Annotated in this window: 17 protein-coding genes, 1 tRNA gene and 1 other RNA gene; 6 read left to right on the top strand and 13 right to left on the bottom strand. The window is 70.7% G+C overall.

The window, feature by feature from the left end:
* The coding region (locus ABZ807_RS26355; protein ID WP_357163301.1) for a hypothetical protein at positions 1 to 327 on the top strand (327 nt) is incomplete at its 5' end.
* Between the two features lie 205 nt (positions 328 to 532).
* On the opposite strand, the gene ABZ807_RS26360 is transcribed toward ABZ807_RS26355, so the two are convergent.
* Positions 533 to 1,006, bottom strand: a complete 474-nt coding sequence (locus ABZ807_RS26360; RefSeq protein WP_357163304.1) for a hypothetical protein — start codon at positions 1,004 to 1,006, stop codon at positions 533 to 535.
* Positions 1,007 to 1,753: 747 nt separating this feature from the next.
* On the opposite strand from ABZ807_RS26360, the gene ABZ807_RS26365 reads away from it, so the two are divergent.
* Positions 1,754 to 2,230: a hypothetical protein gene (locus ABZ807_RS26365; RefSeq protein ID WP_357163307.1), complete on the top strand. Its 477-nt coding sequence runs from the start codon at positions 1,754 to 1,756 to the stop codon at positions 2,228 to 2,230.
* A gap of 137 nt (positions 2,231 to 2,367) precedes the next feature.
* Positions 2,368 to 3,537 (top strand): winged helix DNA-binding domain-containing protein, encoded by a 1,170-nt coding sequence (locus ABZ807_RS26370; protein ID WP_357163310.1) that lies wholly within the window; start codon positions 2,368 to 2,370, stop codon positions 3,535 to 3,537.
* Positions 3,538 to 3,837: 300 nt separating this feature from the next.
* Here the strand turns inward: ABZ807_RS26370 and ABZ807_RS26375 are convergent.
* Together ABZ807_RS26375 and ABZ807_RS26380 are read right to left on the bottom strand one after the other, a co-directional pair.
* Positions 3,838 to 3,910 (bottom strand) — tRNA-Ala (locus ABZ807_RS26375).
* Positions 3,911 to 4,000: 90 nt separating this feature from the next.
* Positions 4,001 to 4,591 (bottom strand): YqgE/AlgH family protein, encoded by a 591-nt coding sequence (locus tag ABZ807_RS26380; protein ID WP_350800170.1) that lies wholly within the window; start codon positions 4,589 to 4,591, stop codon positions 4,001 to 4,003.
* Between the two features lie 150 nt (positions 4,592 to 4,741).
* Between ABZ807_RS26380 and ABZ807_RS26385 the strand changes: the two genes are divergently transcribed.
* Positions 4,742 to 5,545 (top strand): S-methyl-5'-thioadenosine phosphorylase, encoded by an 804-nt coding sequence (locus tag ABZ807_RS26385; protein WP_357163315.1) that lies wholly within the window; start codon positions 4,742 to 4,744, stop codon positions 5,543 to 5,545.
* A 151-nt stretch (positions 5,546 to 5,696) separates the two neighbouring features.
* Positions 5,697 to 7,292, top strand: a complete 1,596-nt coding sequence (mdlC, locus tag ABZ807_RS26390) for a benzoylformate decarboxylase (RefSeq protein ID WP_357163318.1) — start codon at positions 5,697 to 5,699, stop codon at positions 7,290 to 7,292.
* A 3-nt stretch (positions 7,293 to 7,295) separates the two neighbouring features.
* Here mdlC and ABZ807_RS26395 read toward each other — a convergent pair whose 3' ends face one another.
* The 10 genes from ABZ807_RS26395 to pruA form a co-directional block, all read right to left on the bottom strand.
* On the bottom strand, positions 7,296 to 8,261 hold the full coding sequence (locus tag ABZ807_RS26395; RefSeq protein WP_357163321.1) for a hypothetical protein: 966 nt from the start codon (positions 8,259 to 8,261) through the stop codon (positions 7,296 to 7,298).
* A 40-nt stretch (positions 8,262 to 8,301) separates the two neighbouring features.
* Positions 8,302 to 8,766, bottom strand: coding sequence for a hypothetical protein (locus tag ABZ807_RS26400; RefSeq protein WP_357163324.1), 465 nt, complete (start codon positions 8,764 to 8,766; stop codon positions 8,302 to 8,304).
* Between the two features lie 119 nt (positions 8,767 to 8,885).
* Positions 8,886 to 9,557, bottom strand: coding sequence for a hypothetical protein (locus ABZ807_RS26405; RefSeq protein WP_357163327.1), 672 nt, complete (start codon positions 9,555 to 9,557; stop codon positions 8,886 to 8,888).
* A 79-nt stretch (positions 9,558 to 9,636) separates the two neighbouring features.
* Positions 9,637 to 10,012, bottom strand: a transfer-messenger RNA (tmRNA) gene (gene ssrA / locus ABZ807_RS26410).
* 104 nt (positions 10,013 to 10,116) lie between these two features.
* A complete protein-coding gene (smpB, locus tag ABZ807_RS26415) occupies positions 10,117 to 10,596 on the bottom strand; it encodes an SsrA-binding protein SmpB (RefSeq protein WP_357163330.1) in 480 nt (159 codons plus the stop codon).
* Between the two features lie 137 nt (positions 10,597 to 10,733).
* Entirely contained in the window at positions 10,734 to 11,609 is an 876-nt protein-coding gene (gene ftsX, locus ABZ807_RS26420; RefSeq protein WP_357163334.1) for a permease-like cell division protein FtsX, read from the bottom strand.
* A 70-nt stretch (positions 11,610 to 11,679) separates the two neighbouring features.
* Positions 11,680 to 12,360, bottom strand: coding sequence for a cell division ATP-binding protein FtsE (gene ftsE / locus ABZ807_RS26425; RefSeq protein WP_357163337.1), 681 nt, complete (start codon positions 12,358 to 12,360; stop codon positions 11,680 to 11,682).
* Positions 12,361 to 12,478: 118 nt separating this feature from the next.
* A complete protein-coding gene (gene prfB / locus ABZ807_RS26430; protein WP_357163340.1) occupies positions 12,479 to 13,600 on the bottom strand; it encodes a peptide chain release factor 2 in 1,122 nt (373 codons plus the stop codon).
* 64 nt (positions 13,601 to 13,664) lie between these two features.
* The gene (locus ABZ807_RS26435; RefSeq protein ID WP_357163343.1) at positions 13,665 to 14,180 is read right to left on the bottom strand and encodes a PadR family transcriptional regulator; all 516 of its coding nucleotides are present in this window, start codon (positions 14,178 to 14,180) and stop codon (positions 13,665 to 13,667) included.
* Between the two features lie 234 nt (positions 14,181 to 14,414).
* Positions 14,415 to 16,043, bottom strand: a complete 1,629-nt coding sequence (gene pruA, locus ABZ807_RS26440; RefSeq protein WP_357163346.1) for an L-glutamate gamma-semialdehyde dehydrogenase — start codon at positions 16,041 to 16,043, stop codon at positions 14,415 to 14,417.
* Positions 16,044 to 16,398: 355 nt separating this feature from the next.
* On the opposite strand from pruA, the gene ABZ807_RS26445 reads away from it, so the two are divergent.
* Positions 16,399 to 17,406 carry a hypothetical protein gene (locus ABZ807_RS26445; protein WP_357163349.1) on the top strand — a complete coding sequence of 336 codons (1,008 nt, stop codon included), beginning with the start codon at positions 16,399 to 16,401 and terminating at the stop codon, positions 17,404 to 17,406.
* Positions 17,407 to 17,424 lie beyond the last annotated feature (18 nt).

Genomic DNA, 17,424 nt, shown 5'->3' on the forward strand with positions numbered 1-17,424 from the left:
GATCATCAGAAGCCGCGCTCGTCCCACAACTCCAGCCCCGTCCGGTCCTTAACCTGGACAGAACGCCTCAAGCCGGAACAACGCCGGGGCCGTGCCCGACCCGCAACGCCGAAGGTCGCCCACGTCACCCGCGACGAGCTGATCGAGATTGTCCGCCGGATACAGGCAGCCGACGACGACATCGACTACTACGTTCTGCTGCTGGACACCAACGTCCTGCACCCACGAGTCACCGATCTGATCTTCTGGCCGCCACCGGAGCTGGCCAACGCGTCGCCCCGGGCCATCGTCGACGCGGCATTGAGCTACCGACCTATCGGTTTGTGACAACGCGCCCCGACGCACGCTCATGCCGCGAAGCGCTCGTCACCGAAAGTGACTGTTGGCGTCAGCCATCGTCCATTGGCGGACACTTCATGTGGGTCGAGGATGGTGGCGATCACGGTGATGTGGGAGCCGGAGGGGCGAAACTCCCTCCGGCTACCCGATCCTGCTGGCCGGCCTGTGCCAAGGCTGCCGGAATGGGCCGGCTTCAGAGAACCTTCGCGTCGCTTACCCGGAACTCCCAGCCAGCTACATTGCACGGGTCGTACTTTCCTGTGGCGGAGTCATAAAGGCAGGTCTTGGCCCAAAGGGTGCTGTCTTCGTAGTAATCCTTGTCGCAGACCGCCCATGATGGAGCGCCGTGGTTGTTCTTGCACTCGCCCGTTCGAATGAGCGACCCATTCCGATAGTTGTACCAGACCACAACGACCGACTTTCCGTCCTTTATGTTATCGAGGACCCACCACTTGTCGCCGTTCGCCTGGAATACTCCGAGATTGTTGCTAGTGCGCTCGGCGCCCTGGAACCAATATCCTGATTGCCAGTAGCTGGGCCCTACCATGGTTTTGGTACCGATATTCTTTTCATAGGTGATAGCAGCGGCCGGAGAAGAAGCCGCCATCACGATTGAGATGCCTCCGACGAGCGCCGTCAAGGCGCGCATGAAGTTTCGAACTGACATGGAAGGTCTCCTTCAAGACGGTGGGGGCGGGGGATTGAGCTACGCGCAGATCGGTGGTGGACCGCCGTCGCGGTTCTTGCAATAGAAGACGATCGCCTCCGGATTGCCACGGTGGTTGTTGTCGGCCAGGACTGGATGTCCGGCCAGGGATCGGGTTAAGGGCTGCTCTACTTTCTTGCCGTGCCAGGAAGTTAGTCGAGGCGCACACGGGCCGTCATCAACCATCTCGATCCTTGAGGGAATCTTGAGCTAAATTCATCTTGGGTGGCGGACACCTTCGGCGGCATGGCGGACGTCGATGGCCCATACGATCCGGGGGCGGCAAGCACCCAGCCAAGGCCGCGGCAAAGTCGTCAGGTGATGCCGAGTAGGGCCAGCGGGCGGGTGCTGGCGCGGGCGTGGTGACGCTTGGCGGCGGCGATGTTGGTGACCAGATCATCCGCCACTCCGGCCCACCCACACCCACGCTGGCCTGCCCGAAGGCTCCTATCTGAACGGCATTGACTCCTGGCCTGCCGTGGGTAGGGCGCTCGACCGCTTGTACGGCATCCCGGCAACTTCACCGACAAGGTCGTCTTCCGTCGTTGTCCCACCTGCGGCGAGCGCAACATCGTGCGAGACAACGACTTCACCCGCGCCCTCTGCAACAGTTCCCTACCCATGCAGTGGAACTTCACGTCGGACTGATCAACACCACCCAGCAGCATCCGGATCTGCCGTTGGCCGGGCGTTCGAAGCCGCCCGGTAGTGCCGAAGAATATTCAGGATGCAGCGGCGGATCCTGCCGGTTCAGTCGTCGAACTCGAAGCCGTGAGTCTTGGCGAGTTCCACGAGTTGCCGCACACGACTGCCGTCGGCCGCAACCGCATGCAGCCGGACGGCCAGGTCGTCCAGTGTGGCGCGATCGCTGCTGTAGGCGAGGAAGGCACCGGCCTCCGCATCGGACGAGAAGCGCCCGTCAAGGACGTCTCGGTCTACTGGCTGACCGGCACCGCCGGATCCGCCGCCCGCCTCTACTACGAAGACGCCCGCACCTGGGGCCAGGCCCAGCCACGCTCTTCAGTACCGACCGGGGTGGCGGTGTTCCCCAACGACATCACCATCCGGCCCCTCGCCGAACGCGACCACAACGTGGTGCACTGGACCGAGTTCAGCCGCGGCGGCCACTTCGCCGCCCTGGAAGCACCCGACCTCCTCGTCGGCGACGTGCGAGTTTTTCCGTAAGCTCCGCTGACCGCACCCAGCCACGCTAGCCGTCTCGACGCCCGGCCGCCCGATCCGGGCGACGAGACGGCACGTTCCGAGGTCATCCGAAGCCTGGGAACGCCCACCCGAACCACGACGCCGGGGAGACGTGCTCGATGACCAACCTTTCGACGATGGCGCCGCGGCTGTCCTGGCCCGATGTATGGGGTCGGCGGCTCGACCGGCACGGGCTGTCCGCTCCGGTACACGGCCGGCCAGCCGATGCCGTTGCCGCTATGTGCGGCGCGCACGCTCAAGTGCTCTCCGCCGCTGAGGTGTCCATCGGGTTGCGCGTAGCCGGCACCACCCGCAACGACGTTCGAGACGCATTGTGGAAGGAACGCAGCCTGGTCAAGACGTTCGGGCCGCGCGGCACCGTGCACCTACTGCCGACGCGTGATCTACCGCTGTGGACCGGCGCGCTCGGCGCGTTGCCACCGTCCTCGAACAGCCTGCCCGCCGACGCGCGGCTGACCAGAGACCAGACCGACGAGGTCGTCTCGGCGATCGCGGAGGCACTGGCCGACGCGGAACTGACCATCGACGAGCTCACCGCGGCGGTGGTCGCCCGCACCGGCCCTTGGGCCGCCGACCCGGTCGTGCCCGGGTTCGGCGGCATGTGGCCGCGCTGGCGACAGGCGATACACCTTGCCGCACACCGTGGGGCACTCTGTTTCGGCCCGAACCGTGGACGAAAGGTCACCTACACCAGCCCGCAACGGTGGCGGCCAGGATTCCAGCCCGCACCGGCACCCGACGCCCTCGCCGGCCTGGTCCGGCGCTATCTGCACGCGTACGGGCCGGCAACACCGCAGCAGTTCGCGCAGTGGCTGTCCGCGCCTCGCCGCTGGGCGACCCAGTTGTTCGACTCCCTCGCCGACGAACTGCAACAGGTCAACGTCGCCGGCACGGTCGCCTGGGTCTCGGCCGGCGACACCGCGCCAGCACCCGTGCCATCGCGCGGGGTACGGCTACTGCCGTACTTCGACGCCTACACCGTCGGCTGCCACCCGCGCGAGCAGCTCTTCCCCGGACCTGCCGCGCAACGCGCGCTCTCCGGTGGCCAAGCCGGCAACTTTCCGGTACTGCTCATCGACGGCACCGTTGCCGGGATCTGGCACCTCCGCCGCTCCGGACGCACGCTGCACATCACGGTCGAACCGTTGACCACGCTCACCGTCGCCGAGCGCCGGGATCTCGACGACCAGGCAGACCGTATCGGGGAGATCCTGGAAGGCAGACCACAGTTGACCATCGGCACGGTGACCGTAGGCGGCCACGCGTAACCACGCCAACGTCAGCCGATCGGTGGGCACATCCGTTCGGTTCGCGCACCGCAGCCTAATGGAGCTGCCGCCCGCTCACACGAACCGCAAAGGCGCAGGTCAGCAGCGAGATCATGTCATGGAGTGGACCCGATGGGGCAGAACCCGAACCGCATTCACGCTGCTCGGGGGCCAGTCGTGACGGTTTCAGCCGTGCGTCGGCGGGTTTCGTAGTGCGCCGGCAGCTGTCTGCACGGCGGCTGATCGCAAAAAACCGACACCAGTCGATGACTGATGCCGGTTTACCTGCGAAAACGCAAGTGGAGCCGAGGGGACTCGAACCCCTGACCCCCACACTGCCAGTGTGGTGCGCTACCAGCTGCGCCACGGCCCCTTGCTGTCGTCCCCGGTGTCCCGGGCACGCAGAGAACTATACACACGCCGGCTGGCATGGTCATCTCGCGGGGGTCCGACCCCGCCGCGCCTAGTTCAGCGCCACGTCGGGCGGGAAATGGGCGACCGCCGCCATCATCCCGCCCTGCCTCCGCAGCACCATCTGCCACAGGTCGTCCGGCCGGTCGACGAAGGCGTCGCCCGGCAGCGCGTCGAAGACGAACCAGGAGCCGTCCTCGATCTCCTGCTCCAACTGCCCGGAACCCCACCCGGAGTAGCCGGCGAAGACCCGGATGCCGCCGATGCCGTCACGCAGCTTCTCCGGGTCGGCCGACAGGTCGACGGTGCCCACCGCGCCGGAGATCTGCTGGAAGCCCTTCAGCCGGCGCATCGGGTGCCGCATCCGGGCCAGGCAGATCGCCGAGTCCGGCTGCACCGGGCCGCCCTCGAAGAGCACCGCGGGGTGGCGGGCCAGGTCGCTCCAGTCACCCAGCACGTCGGCCACCGGCACCTCGGTCGCCCGGTTGAGCACCACGCCGAGCGCCCCTCCGGCCTCGTGGGCGACCAGGAGCACCACCGTGCGGTCGAAGTTCGGATCCTTGAGGGCCGGGGTCGCGACCAGCAGCCGCCCGGTCATGGACTCCATGGCTCGACCGCCGATCGCCCGTCCCTCCTCCTGCATCTCGGACACCGTCAGCCGCGCGCCGGGTCGTGGGACCGGTCGCCGTCGGCCATCCGCGCTGTCACCGCCATGTCTGGCACGATAGCTTGCGCCCGGGGCGCTGGTTAAGGTCTGACCGGCGGGTGATCGAGCGGGAACGAGGGAGGGTCGATGGGTCCGACGGCGGACATCGCGGTGATCGGCGGGTCGGGGCTGTACGCGCTGCTCGACGGCGCCACCGAGCACGTGGTCGAGACGCCGTACGGGGCTCCCTCGGACGCGGTCACCGTCGCGGAGGTGGGCGGCCGGCCGGTGGCCTTCCTCCCCCGGCACGGCCGCGACCACCGGTATCCGCCGCACCTGATCCCATACCGGGCCAACCTGTGGGCACTGCGGTCGCTCGGGGTACGCCAGGTCCTCGCCCCGTGCGCCGTGGGCGGGCTCCGGCCGGAGCTCGGCCCGGGCACCTTCGTGGTGCCCGACCAGCTGATCGATCGGACCAGCGGCCGGATCCAGACCTACTACGACCGGGGCGCGGTGCACGTGCCCTTCGGCGATCCGTACTGCCCGGTCGGGCGGCGTACGCTGCTGGCCGCGGCGGCCGGCCGGGACGTGGCGGCGATGGACGGCGGCACGGTGGTGGTGGTCGAGGGCCCGCGCTTCTCCACCCGCGCCGAGTCCCGCTGGCACGCCTCGATGGGCGGCACGGTGGTCAACATGACCGGCCACCCGGAGGCGGTGCTCGCCCGCGAACTGGCCCTCTGCTACACCTCGATCGCGCTCGTCACCGACCTGGACGCCGGTGTGCAGGCCGGCGAGTCGGTCACCCAGGAGGAGGTGTTCCGGGTCTTCGCCGAGAACACCGACCGGCTGCGGGGGGTGCTGCTGGACGCGGTGGGCGCGCTGCCGACCGACCGGGACTGCCCGTGCGGGCACTCCGTGGACGGCATCAAGACCCCCTTCCCGCTGCCCTGAGCAGCGCCCCCGGCCGGGTATGCCAGGCGCGGTAAGCGGCAAACCACCCGACTTGTCCACCTGCCCCGGATAGATTCGGCAGGTCGGCAGCCCGTTCACGGTGGGCGTCCGGCGGGCGCCGGCACGCGCCGGGACACGGAGGCAGGGGGCGATGGCGACCGTCCGGGAGACCACGTACGAGTTGCTCCGTGCTCTCGGTCTGACCACCGTCTTCGGCAACCCCGGCTCCACCGAGCAACCTTTCCTGCAGGACTTCCCGGCGGACTTCCGCTACGTGCACGCCCTGCAGGAGGCGTCCGCGGTGGCGATGGCCGACGGGTACGCGCAGGCCACCGGACGCCCGGCGCACGTCAACCTGCACACCGCCCCGGGCACCGGAAACGGCATGGGCAACCTCGTCACCGCCTGGCACAACCGGACCCCGTTGATCGTCACCGCCGGCCAGCAGAGCCGGGAGATGCTGCTGCTGGAGCCCCGGCTGGCCAACCGCCATCCGACCGAGCTGCCCCAGCCGTACGTGAAGTGGAGCCACGAGCCGGTCCGCGCGCAGGACATCCCGGCGGCGGTCATGCGGGCGTACGCGACCGCCGCCCAGCCACCGGCGGGGCCGGTCTTCCTCTCCCTGCCGCTGGACGACTGGGACCAGCCGGCGGACCCGCCGCCCCAGGTCCGTACCGTGGCCACCCGCTTCGGGCCCGATCCCCGGCGGCTGCGGGAGTTCGCCGCGCTGCTGGCCGCCAGCCGCTCGCCGGTGCTGGTGTTCGGCGCGGCGGTGGACCGGGCCGCGGCCTGGCCGGCGGCGGTGGCGGTGGCCGAGCGGCTGGCCGCGCCCGTCTGGTCGGCCCCCGCGCCGGAGCGGGCCGCGTTCCCGGAGCGGCATCCGCACTACCGGGGCGTGCTGCCCTTCGCGATCGCGCCGCTGGCCGAGAAGCTGCGCGGGCACGACACCGTGCTGGTCGTCGGCGCGCCGGTGTTCCGGTACTACCCGCACATCCCCGGCGCGCACCTGCCCGACGGCACCAGGCTGCTGCACGTCACCGACGACCCGGACGAGGCCGCCCGGGCACCGGTCGGGGACAGCCTGCTCGGAGACGCCGGGCTGACCCTCGCCGCGCTGCTGGATCTGCTGCCGGCGGCCGACCGGCCGACGCCGGAACCACGGCCGGCGGCGGCACCGCCGGAGTCGACCGGCCCGCCGGACGCGGACGCGCTCTTCGCCGCGCTGGGGGCCTGCTGGCCGACCGACGGGGTGCTGGTCCAGGAGTCACCGTCCAACCTGGCCGCGCTGCGCCGCCGGCTGCCGGTGGTCCGGCCGGCGTCGTACTTCACCATGGCCAGCGGCGGGCTCGGGTACGGCCTGCCGGCGGCGGTCGGCATCGCCCTGGCCGAGCGGGACACCGGTCGGGGCCGGCCGGTGGTCGCGGTGATCGGCGACGGCTCGTTCCACTACTCGGTGCAGGCGCTCTGGACCGCCGCCCGCCTGCGCCTGCCGGTCGTCGTGCTGGTGCCGGTCAACCGGCAGTACGCGATCCTCAAGTCGTTCGCCGAGCTGAAGCACACGCCGGGCGTGCCCGGGCTGGACCTGCCCGGGCTGGACATCACCGCGATCGCTCAGGGCTACGGCTGCGCCACCAGGGTCGTCGGCACGCCGGACGAGCTGCCCGACGCGCTGGCCGGCGCGCTGCGCGCCGACGGCCCGACGGTGCTCCCGGCGCCGATCAGCACCGAGGTGCCCCGGATCCTCTGACCGTCAGCCGGCCTGCTCGGTCAGCACCCTGCCGGTGAGCACGTCGAGCACCGGCCGGCCGCCGAGCGGCGCGGACAGGGTGACCGTGACCGGCTCCAGCTTGAGCTGGTCGGTGCAGACGCCGGTGGCCCGGACGACCCCGCCGCCGACCACGATCGCGTCCTCGTGCTCCTGCACCAGCGGGGTGATCCCGGTGTCGCAGGCGCCCACCCCGAGCACGTAGGTCAGCCGCGTCCCGTCCACCCGCTCGGTGTGCTCGGCGCCCACCACGCCGGCGGCGCCCACCACGTCGGCGGGGGCCGGCCGGGCCGGCGCCGTCGGCTCGGGCACCGGGGTGACCGACTGCGGCGCCACGGCGACCCGGGCGACCGGGACGGCCAGTTCCTCCACGGTGAGCAGCCAGGCCGGCACGTCGGCCAGGCCCCGGCTGGTGCGGACCGGCGCGGTGCCGAGCGTGACCGCGGTGACGGTGAGCGGGACGCAGGCGGTGGCGACCGGGTGGGAGACCGGCTCGTCCGGGCCCGGCTCGACAGTCGCGGCGGGCATCTTCGGCCGCCCCTCGCACGGCGGCGGGTCGCCCTGGTCCAGCTGCCGGTACGCCTCGGCGGCGCTGATCAGCGGCGTCGTCATCGTGCCGTCGGGGAACCGGATCGTGCCGTCGGCCGGGCGGGTGTCCGGCACCTCGATCTGGTCGCGGTACCAGCCGGCGCGGAAGGCGGTCTCGGTGTCGGCGGTGAAGTCGGGGTCGCCGACGAGGACCGTCTGGTCCTGCAACGGCACGTACCCGGTCCGCCAGTCCGGCCCGGGACGCCAGGCCCCGGCGACCTCCGCGGCCCGCTGGTCGAACGCCTCCCGGCGGTGGTCCGGGCTGGTGGCGGACGGCCCGCCGGCCGGGTCGGAGCCGGCCGGTGCGCAGCCGGCCGCGGTGATCACCAGGGGCAGGCCCAGCAGGGCGAGAAGCCGACGCATACCGCTTGGACGCCACCCGTCACGGGCCGGTTCCCGCTGGTCAGGTCTCCCCGCCGAGATCCGTCTGGTACGCCTGCCAGAGCAGGTCCGCGCCGCGCTGCCGGTGCCGGGACAGCGCCCGCAGCAACTCGTCGGTACGCCGGCACAGCTCCTCGGGGCACACCCCGGGCCGTTCGACGGCGCGCTGGAGCTCGGCGAGCGCCGCGACGATGGCCGCGTGCTCCCGGGTGAGCAGCCGGACGCCGCGGTGCAGCCGGGGCGCCTGGGCGAGCACCTCCGCGTAGAGGCCGGCCGGCCCCTCGGTGATCCGGACGTGTTCGGCGAAGCCCCGGCGGACCGGCGCGAGGTGGACGATGACCCGCTCGCACCAGCGCGGCTCCCCCGGCGGTACGGCGAGCGCCCGGGCCAGGGCGGGCAGGTCGCCAGGCGAGACGGGCCGGCGCGCGGCGGGCGGACGGACCGCCGGCGGGGCGACGGACGGCTGCTGGATCGGACCCGTGACCATGGGCACCTCCCGCGCTGCGTGCGCTACCGCGTACAGCGATGGTGGACCCGCAGCTCACGGCCTGTCCAGGGGGCGGGAAGGCCTCATTGGTCCCGTGCGCACCACCGGTCCCACCAGCCTCAGAGGCCGAGCGGGTTGGCCGCCATCGCCCGGAGCTGCCCGGCGAGGACGTGCACATCGCCGTCCCGCCCATCGGTGGGGCGACCGGTGGACATCGCGTCGGCGAGCGCCCGCAGCTCGTGCGGCGGGAGCGTGGCCGGCCCCGCCCCACGCAGCGGGACGGTCACCGTACGACCGGTCACCCGGTCGCGGGCGACGAGGGTCGGCACCTGATGGACGTGATCGGGGCCGGCGTTGGCGTCCCGGAAGGTCAGCCTGCCGGCGGTGATGTCGGCATCTGCCAGGTCGACCGTGCGGGCCCCGAAGGCAGCCCGCACCGTGACCCGGGTGCCCTCCAGCCATGCCGCGGTACGCAGTACCCGGAGCACGAGGTAGAGCCCGAGCAGCGCGAACGGCACCCCGCACAGCCCGATGAACCGACCCGCGCCGAGTCCGGTGGTCGACGGCTCGCGCAGTTCGGGAGGGAGCAGCTCCGGCGGGAGGTCCCGGCCGTTCTGGTACGAGGTGAGCGGGTCGTCGGTGCCGAGCATCCGACGAGTCATCCCGTCCGCGAGCAGCGGCAGCAGCACGAAGGCCGTGGCGACGACGCCGAAGAGCAGCCCGACCATGGCGGCGAAGACGCGCTGCCCGGTCGGTACGGCCACAGAGAGCCGCAGCTTCTCGTTGTTCACACGGGGCAGCCTAGGCGCGGCGTCAACACCTGGATACGACTGTGCGCCCCGGTCCAGGTGGACCGGGGCGCACATGAGGTGGTGGAGGTGCCGGGAATCGAACCCGGGTCCTTCGCCGGTTTGTCAGGGCTTCTCCGAGCGCAGCTCGCTATGCCTCTACTCGGCCCCACCGCTCACGCGAGCGAGTTGGTGTGACGGGCCCAGTCGCTGATTGATCTCGCCGCACGGACCCCGCGACCGGGTCCGGTTGGCCAGCCTCCTAGCTGATGCCGGCTGACTGGGACGAAGGCGTTCCCAGGCCGACAGACTCACTACTCGCCTCAGGCGGCGAGAGCGAAGTCAGCGCGATTGTTCTTGGCGCTTATTGGTTTCCGACGAACGATTCTCGAGACGACGTCGGCTTCCTCGGCTCGCTTCCCCTGCCGCAACGTACGAAGTCGAAACCAGTCACCCCCTCGGTCGGCCGCCCTGGTGGCGGCTCCATCAAGACTAACGCCTGCCGCAACCGGATTCATCCCGAGCCCCGGCCCCGATCATCGGCCCGGACAAAAACGACAAATCAATCGTTCATGCCCTTGCCGCGCCGGCCGGACACCCGGGCGATCTCCCGGTCCGCGTCCCGCTTGGCGAGGTCCTGACGCTTGTCGTACGACTTCTTACCCTTGGCCAGGGCGATCTCCACCTTCGCCCAACCGTCGGAGAAGTAGACCTGCAACGGCACCATGGTCAGCCCGCCCTCGCGGGTCTTGCCGATCAGCCGGTCGATCTCCAACCGCTTGAGCAGCAGCTTGCGGGTACGCCGGGGCTCGTGGTTGGTCCACGTGCCCTGGGTGTACTCCGGGATGTGCATGCCGTGCAGGTAGAGCTCGCCGTTGCGCTCCTGGGCGAACGCGTCGACCAGGGAGGCCCGACCGGCCCGCAGCGACTTGACCTCGGTGCCGGTCAGCGCCATGCCCGCCTCGTACGTGTCGAGGATGGCGTAGTCGTGGCGCGCCTTCTTGTTGGAGGCGACCACCTTGCGACCCTGTTCCCGTGGCACCGGCGCCACCCCCTTCCCGGGTTACCCACGACCGGTGCGACCGGCCGCAGGGCGGAGATCATGCTACCCGAGACACAAGGGCCCTCCCGCGCCGTTTATTCCGGCGCGGAAGGGCCCCTGGCAGAGCCGTCGGGCAACTAGACCCGCAGGTAGAAGCGGAGCGTGATCCAGCCGGTGACCGCGCTGAACAGGGCGCCGATGCCGGCCATGAGCGGGAACATCAGGAAGATGTCGCCCCAGGAGACCGGCGTGATCAGGCCCTCCAGGGCGGACAGCGAACCGCTGCCACCGAAGTACTTCCCGGCCGCCATGAACACCAGGGCGAGGATCGAACCGATCAGACCGGCGACCACGGCCTCCAGCACGAACGGCGCCTGGATGAACCAGTTGGAGGCGCCGACCAGCTTCATGACCGCGACCTCACGCCGCTTGCTGTACGCGGCGACCTGGATGGTGTTCGCCACCAGGAGCAGCGCGGCGGCGGCCATGAACACCGCGATGGCCAGCGCGAAGGTCTGGATGCTGGTGAGGACGCCGAAGACCTTGTCCAGCAGCCGGCTCTGGTCGACGATCTCGTCGACCCCCTCGGTGTCCTTGTAATGGTCGTAGATGCTCTTGTACTGCTCCGGGTTGTTCAGCGTGATCCGAAACGACGACGGGAGGCTGTCCGCCTTGACCGCGTTGAGCAGGTCGGGCGCGTCCGCGAACATCTCCTGGAAGCGCTTGTACGCCTCGTCCTTGTTGACGTAGAAGACGTCCTTGACCAGGGGGTCGCTCTTGAGCTTGGCGTCCAGGTCGTTGCGCTGCTGGTCGCTGGCGTCGGTCGCCAGGAAGATGGAGACCTGGACGTTCTCGTAGTAGAGGTCCTTCATGTCGCCGACCTTCTGGTACAGCAGGCCGGCCGCGCCGAGCATGAACAGCGACACCGCCATGGTGATGATCATGGCGATGGACATGGTGACGTTGCGCCACAGTCCGACCAGTACCTCGGACAGGACGTATTTCATCCGCATCGGGTGTTCCTCCGGCTCTCCGGCATGAGGTGTTCGTCGTCAGGGTGTACGGCAGGGGTGGAGCGCCGGGTCACCCGTAGACGCCGCGGGCCTGGTCGCGCACGATGCGGCCGCTCTCGATCTCGATGACGCGACGGCGCATCTGGTTCACGATGTTGGAGTCGTGCGTGACCATCACGACGGTCGTACCGGTGCGGTTGATCCGGTCCAGCAGGCGCATGATCTCGATCGAGGTGTCCGGGTCCAGGTTTCCCGTCGGCTCGTCCGCCAGCAGGATCAGCGGACGGTTCACGAACGCCCGGGCGACGGCCACGCGCTGCTGCTCACCACCGGAGAGCTCGTGTGGGTAGCGGTGCTCCTTGCCACCGAGCCCGACCAGCTCCAGCACCTCGGGCACGACCCGGCGGGCGACCGCCTTGGTCTTGCCGATCACCTCGAGGGCGAACGCCACGTTCTCGTACGCGGTGCGGTTCGGCAGCAGCCGGAAGTCCTGGAAGACGCAGCCGATCGAACGCCGGAAGTGGGGTCGCTTCCAGGAGCGCATCGCGGTGACGTCCCTGCCGTTCACGACGACCCGGCCCTTGTTCGGGTTGACCTCGTGCAGCAGCATCTTGATGATCGTGGACTTGCCGGAGCCTGATGGACCGATGAAGAAGACGAACTCGCCCTTCTCGATCGAGACGGACACGTTGTCGAGCGAAGGCCGGGACGCCTTCGGGTACGTCTTCGTCACTTGCTCAAGCTGAATCACGGGTGGTGAGTCTACGCGGTGTAACCGCTAAGCCAAGTCCTACGCCCCACCTGTGCGAGGCGCGTCATCGATTCCCCCGTTCACCAGGAGATCGAGGACGCGCTCCGCCCACGCTTGATCACGCAGCGTCGCCGGCGAGCTGCTGCTGCTTGCGCCAACGGATGCCGGCCTCGATGAAGCTGTCCAGCTCACCGTCGAACACGGAGGACGGATTGCCGGTCTCCTGCTCGGTTCGGAGATCCTTCACCATCTGATACGGGTGCAGCACGTAGGAGCGCATCTGGTCGCCCCACGAGCCGGCGGCCTCCGTCTTGAGGCCCTGAAGCTTGGCCTGCTCCTCCTGCCGCTTGCGCTCCAGCAGCCGGGCCTGGAGCACCCGCAGCGCGGAGGCCTTGTTCTGCAGCTGGGACTTCTCGTTCTGGCAGGTCACCACGATGCCGGTGGGGATGTGGGTGATCCGGACCGCCGAGTCGGTGGTGTTGACGCTCTGCCCACCCGGGCCCGAGGAGCGGTAGACGTCGATCCGCATCTCGTTCTCGGGGATGTCGATGTGGTCGGTCTGCTCCACCACCGGCAGCACCTCGACCCCGGCGAAGCTGGTCTGCCGGCGGCCCTGGTTGTCGAAGGGACTGATCCGGACCAGCCGGTGGGTGCCCGACTCGACGCTGAGGGTGCCGTAGGCGTACGGGACCTTGACCGTGAAGGTGGCGGACTTCAGGCCGGCCTCCTCCGCGTACGAGGTCTCGTAGACCTCGGTCGGGTAGCCGTGCCGCTCGGCCCAGCGCAGGTACATCCGCAGCAGCATCTCGGCGAAGTCGGCCGCGTCCACCCCGCCGGCGCCGGCCCGGATGGCGACCAGCGCCTCCCGGGAGTCGTACTCGCCGGAGAGCAGGGTGCGGACCTCCATCTCCTGGATGGCCTTGCCCAGCCCGGCGATCTCCGTCTCGACCTCGGAGAGCACCCCCGGGTCGGACTCGTCCTCGGCCAGCTCCAGCAGGACACCGGCGTCGTCGAGCCGGGAGCGGAGACTGCCCAGCTTGCCGATCTCGCTGTTGACGTACGACAGCTGCGAGGTCACCTGCTGCGCCTTCGCCTGGTCGTCCCACAGGTCGGGCGCGGACGCCTGCTCCTCGAGCCGGGCCTTCTCCTCGTGCAGGCGGTCGAGGTTGAGCACGGCCTCGATGTTGCGCAGGGTCGCGTCGAGTTCCTTGAGCTGTTCGGCGTAATCGGCAGCGGTCACGACAGACAAGCGTACTGTGCGTGCGGCGGTCCGCTCACGTCACACCGCCGACCCGGGCAGATGATCAGCCGACCGGGGCGGTCTTCAGCCAGGAGAGCGCCGCCTTGTGGTAGGCGACGGCGAACTCCAACGCACTGGCGTCGTAGTTCTCGCCCTCCTTCTTGGCGTTCTTCACCTGCTCACGGACGTGCGCCAGGGCCTCGGTGTGGTATTCGTTGGCCGAGGCGTACAGGTTCTTCAGCTGGCTCGCCGAGTGTAGGTTGCCGAAGGCGATCCGCAGGGCGATCGGGTTGCGGATGGTGTCCCGCCCCGGGTTCTCCGCCAGCCAGCGGGAAAATGTCCGTTTCCCGCTCGCGGTGATCCCGTACGGCTGGCTCATCCGCGGCCCGGGCTTGCCCAGCCGCACGAAACCCCGCTCGGCCAGCACCGGCAACTCGCGGTAGACCTGACTGCGGGTCATCGACCAGTACGGCGCCAGTCGGCGCTCAGCGGCGGCCATCAGCTGGCCGCCTGTCATCGGGCCCTCGTGCAGCAGCCCCAGCAGGGCCGCCGCGGTGGGGTTGACTCCGGATTCCGCCATGCCCTCTAAGCTGCCACTTTGCCGACACGGCGTCCAGGATTTCCCTTTTTTGCCACCCGGGAGGATTTCCAATGTGCACTGTCGGCGGACGACAGTGCTGCCAGGACTATCGATGCCTACCGGCCGGACGGCGGCCCGGGCCCACCGGACGGCCGGGTCGGCACCCCCCGCGGGGCCAGCGGCGCGGCCCGGCCGCCGATGACGCTGCGCGCGCCACCGGCGGCCGTCGCCGGCTCAGCCCATGTGCGGGTACCTGTGGTCGGTCGGCGGCACGAACGTCTCCTTGATCGTCCGCGGCGACATCCAGCGGACCAGGTTGTGCCAGGAGCCCGCCTTGTCGTTGGTGCCGCTGGCCCGGGCGCCGCCGAAGGGCTGCTGCCCGACCACCGCGCCGGTCGGCTTGTCGTTGATGTAGAAGTTGCCGGCCGCGTACCGCATCCGCTCGGCGACCGCGTCGACCACCCGCCGGTCGGTCGCGAAGATCGACCCGGTCAGCGCGTACGGGGCGATCGACTCGGCCTGGGTGACCACGTCGTCGAAACGGGCGTCGTCGAAGACGTGCACGCCGAGGATCGGGCCGAAGTACTCGGTGGTGAAGGTCTCGTGCGCGGCGTCGCTGCACTCGAAGAGCGTGGGGCGGACGAAGTAGCCGACCGAGTCGTCGGCGGTGCCGCCGGCGAGGACCCGGCAGGTGTCGTCGCCAGCGATCAGCTCCAGCGCGGCGGTGTGCCGGCTGAACGCCTTGTCGTCGATCACCGCGCCACCGAAGTTGCTGAAGTCGGTGACGTCGCCGTAGGTCAGCGAGTCCGCGGTGGCGGCCAGCCGGTCACGCAGCCCACCCTCCCACAGCGACCGCGGCACGTACGCCCGCGAGGCCGCCGAGCACTTCTGGCCCTGGTACTCGTACGCGCCGCGGATCAGCGCGGTGTGCAGGGCGTCGACGTCGGCGCTGGGGTGGGCGACCACGAAGTCCTTGCCACCGGTCTCGCCGACCAGGCGCGGGTACCCCCGGTAGGCGGCGATGTTCTCGCCGACGGTCCGCCACAGGTGCTGGAAGACCTTGGTGGAGCCGGTGAAGTGGATGCCGGCCAGGTCCGGGTCGGCGAGCACGACGTCGGAGACCTCCTCGCCGCGCCCGGTGACCATGTTGATCACGCCGGGCGGCAGGCCGGCCGCCTCGAACAGCCGCATGGTGAAGTGCGCGGCGAACTGCTGGGTCGGGCCCGGCTTCCAGACCACGGTGTTGCCGAGCAGGGCCGGCGCCGAGGGCAGGTTGCCGGCGATCGCGGTGAAGTTGAACGGGGTGACCGCGTAGACGAAACCTTCGAGCGGGCGGTGGTCGAACCGGTTCCACACCCCCGGCGAGGACATCGGCTGCTCTTCGAGCAGCTTGCGGGCGAAGTGCACGTTGAACCGGAGGAAGTCGATGAACTCGCAGGCCGCGTCGATCTCCGCCTGGACGGCGGTCTTGGACTGGCCGAGCATGGTGGCGGCGTTCAGCGTGTCCCGCCAGGGGCCGGCGAGCAGCTCGGCGGCGCGCAGGAAGATCGCCGCCCGCTCCTCGAACGGCAGCGCCCGCCACATCGGCGCGGCGTCCTTGGCGGCCTTGACCGCGGCGCGGGCGTCGTCGTGGGTGGCGTGGCCGGTGACGCCGAGCACGTGGGCGTGCTTGTGCGGCTGGACCACGTCGATCGACGCGCCGCCGGCCATCCGCTGCTCGCCGGCGATGGTCATCGGCAGGTCGATCCGCTCGGCGGCGAGCTCGGTCAGCCGCCGCTGAAGCCGCTCCCGGTCGGCGCTGCCCGGCTCGTAGGTGCGTACCGGCTCGTTGTGCGGCTCGGGTACGGAGAACACGGCGTCCATCACAGGCTCCTGTGCGATCTCGACAGCGGTGGCGAAATCGGACCCGCGGGCACCGACCGGACGGCCGGAGGCCGGGCACCGCGCGGGTGAGGCGTCGCGGTGGCGGGACCTCCGGCGATTCTCCCACGCCCCCTCCCCGTCGATCGCGCCCCGCCCGCCCCGAAACCACTGATCGACAGGTTCGGGTCCGGGCCGGGCGGCGATCCGTACCCGAATGCCAGGCCCGGCCGAAGGAACGCAGGCCGGCGGCGCGGGAGCGGGCGCGCGGGGCCGGCAGGGCCGGGCGCGTACGCTGGATGGCCGGTGACCTGCCCCGGCCCGCCGCTGTGGTCGGGCGCCCGTCGAAGGGGAGACGATGAGCAAGCAGCCCGGCAGCTCGACGGCCGCGGAGCCGGACACCACCGACCCGGCCGACGAGGTCGCGCCGGCGGCCGAGGCCCCCCGCCCGGCGCGCGCCCCCGGCGCGCCCGTGCTGGCCCTGCTGGCGGTCGGCTGGCTGGCGGCGATGCTGTGGTCGACCCACGAGGCGATCACCTCGGCCGCGGCCGGCCTCACCGCGATCAGCCTCTCCGCCTTCGCCCTGCCCGGGGTCATCTCGGCCGCGCTGGTGGCCGGGGCCTCGGTCGCCCTGGCGGCGACCGGGCTGCTGGCCCGGCGGGGCAGCGACCGGGCCACCCTGCGCTTCGTGGTGGCGGTCGGCACCGGCCTGCTGGTCGGGCTCGCCGCCGCCGTCGCGATCAACCTGACCTACGCCGACAACGCGACCACCAACACGATCGCCGGCACCAGCGCCGCGGCGGCCATCATCGGCGGGGCGCTGGCCGGCGCCCGCGACGCCGCCCCGGTCGGCGCCGTCGTCACCGCCGCCCTGGGCACCCTGCTCTTCGTGGTGGCGTTCAGCCGGGCCCGCGACCCGCTGTTCGACCTCTTCGGCGCCGACGGCTCCCAGGCCTCGCTGGTGAGCGCCGCGAAGTGGGTCTCCCGCACCGAGTCACTACTCGCCGGACTGCTCGCCGGACTGCTCGCCTTCGGCTATCTGACCTGGGCCCGCCGCCGGGCGGTGCGCCGCGACCCGGGGACGGCCGCGCTGCGCTGGCCGGCGTACCTGGTCGCCGGGGCCGGGCCGGGCCTGCTCCTGCTGCTCGCCGAGGTGATCATCCGGGTCGGCGGCCGGACCCTGCTCGACCTGGCCGGCGCGCTGAGCGAGGCGGACGCGGTCGCCCAGACCAGCCTCGGCACTTCCCGGGTGGACAACGGCATCTGGGTGCTCTTCGTGGGGGCGCTGGCCGCGCTGGTCGCCTTCGGCCGCACCCTCGGCCCGGCGCCGCGCGACGACGACGAGCCGGCGACGGTCGAGGACTGAGGCCGCCCTCCCGGGCCG

It is taken from the genome of Micromonospora sp. NPDC047548 (genome assembly GCF_040642975.1).
GTDB lineage: Bacteria > Actinomycetota > Actinomycetes > Mycobacteriales > Micromonosporaceae > Micromonospora.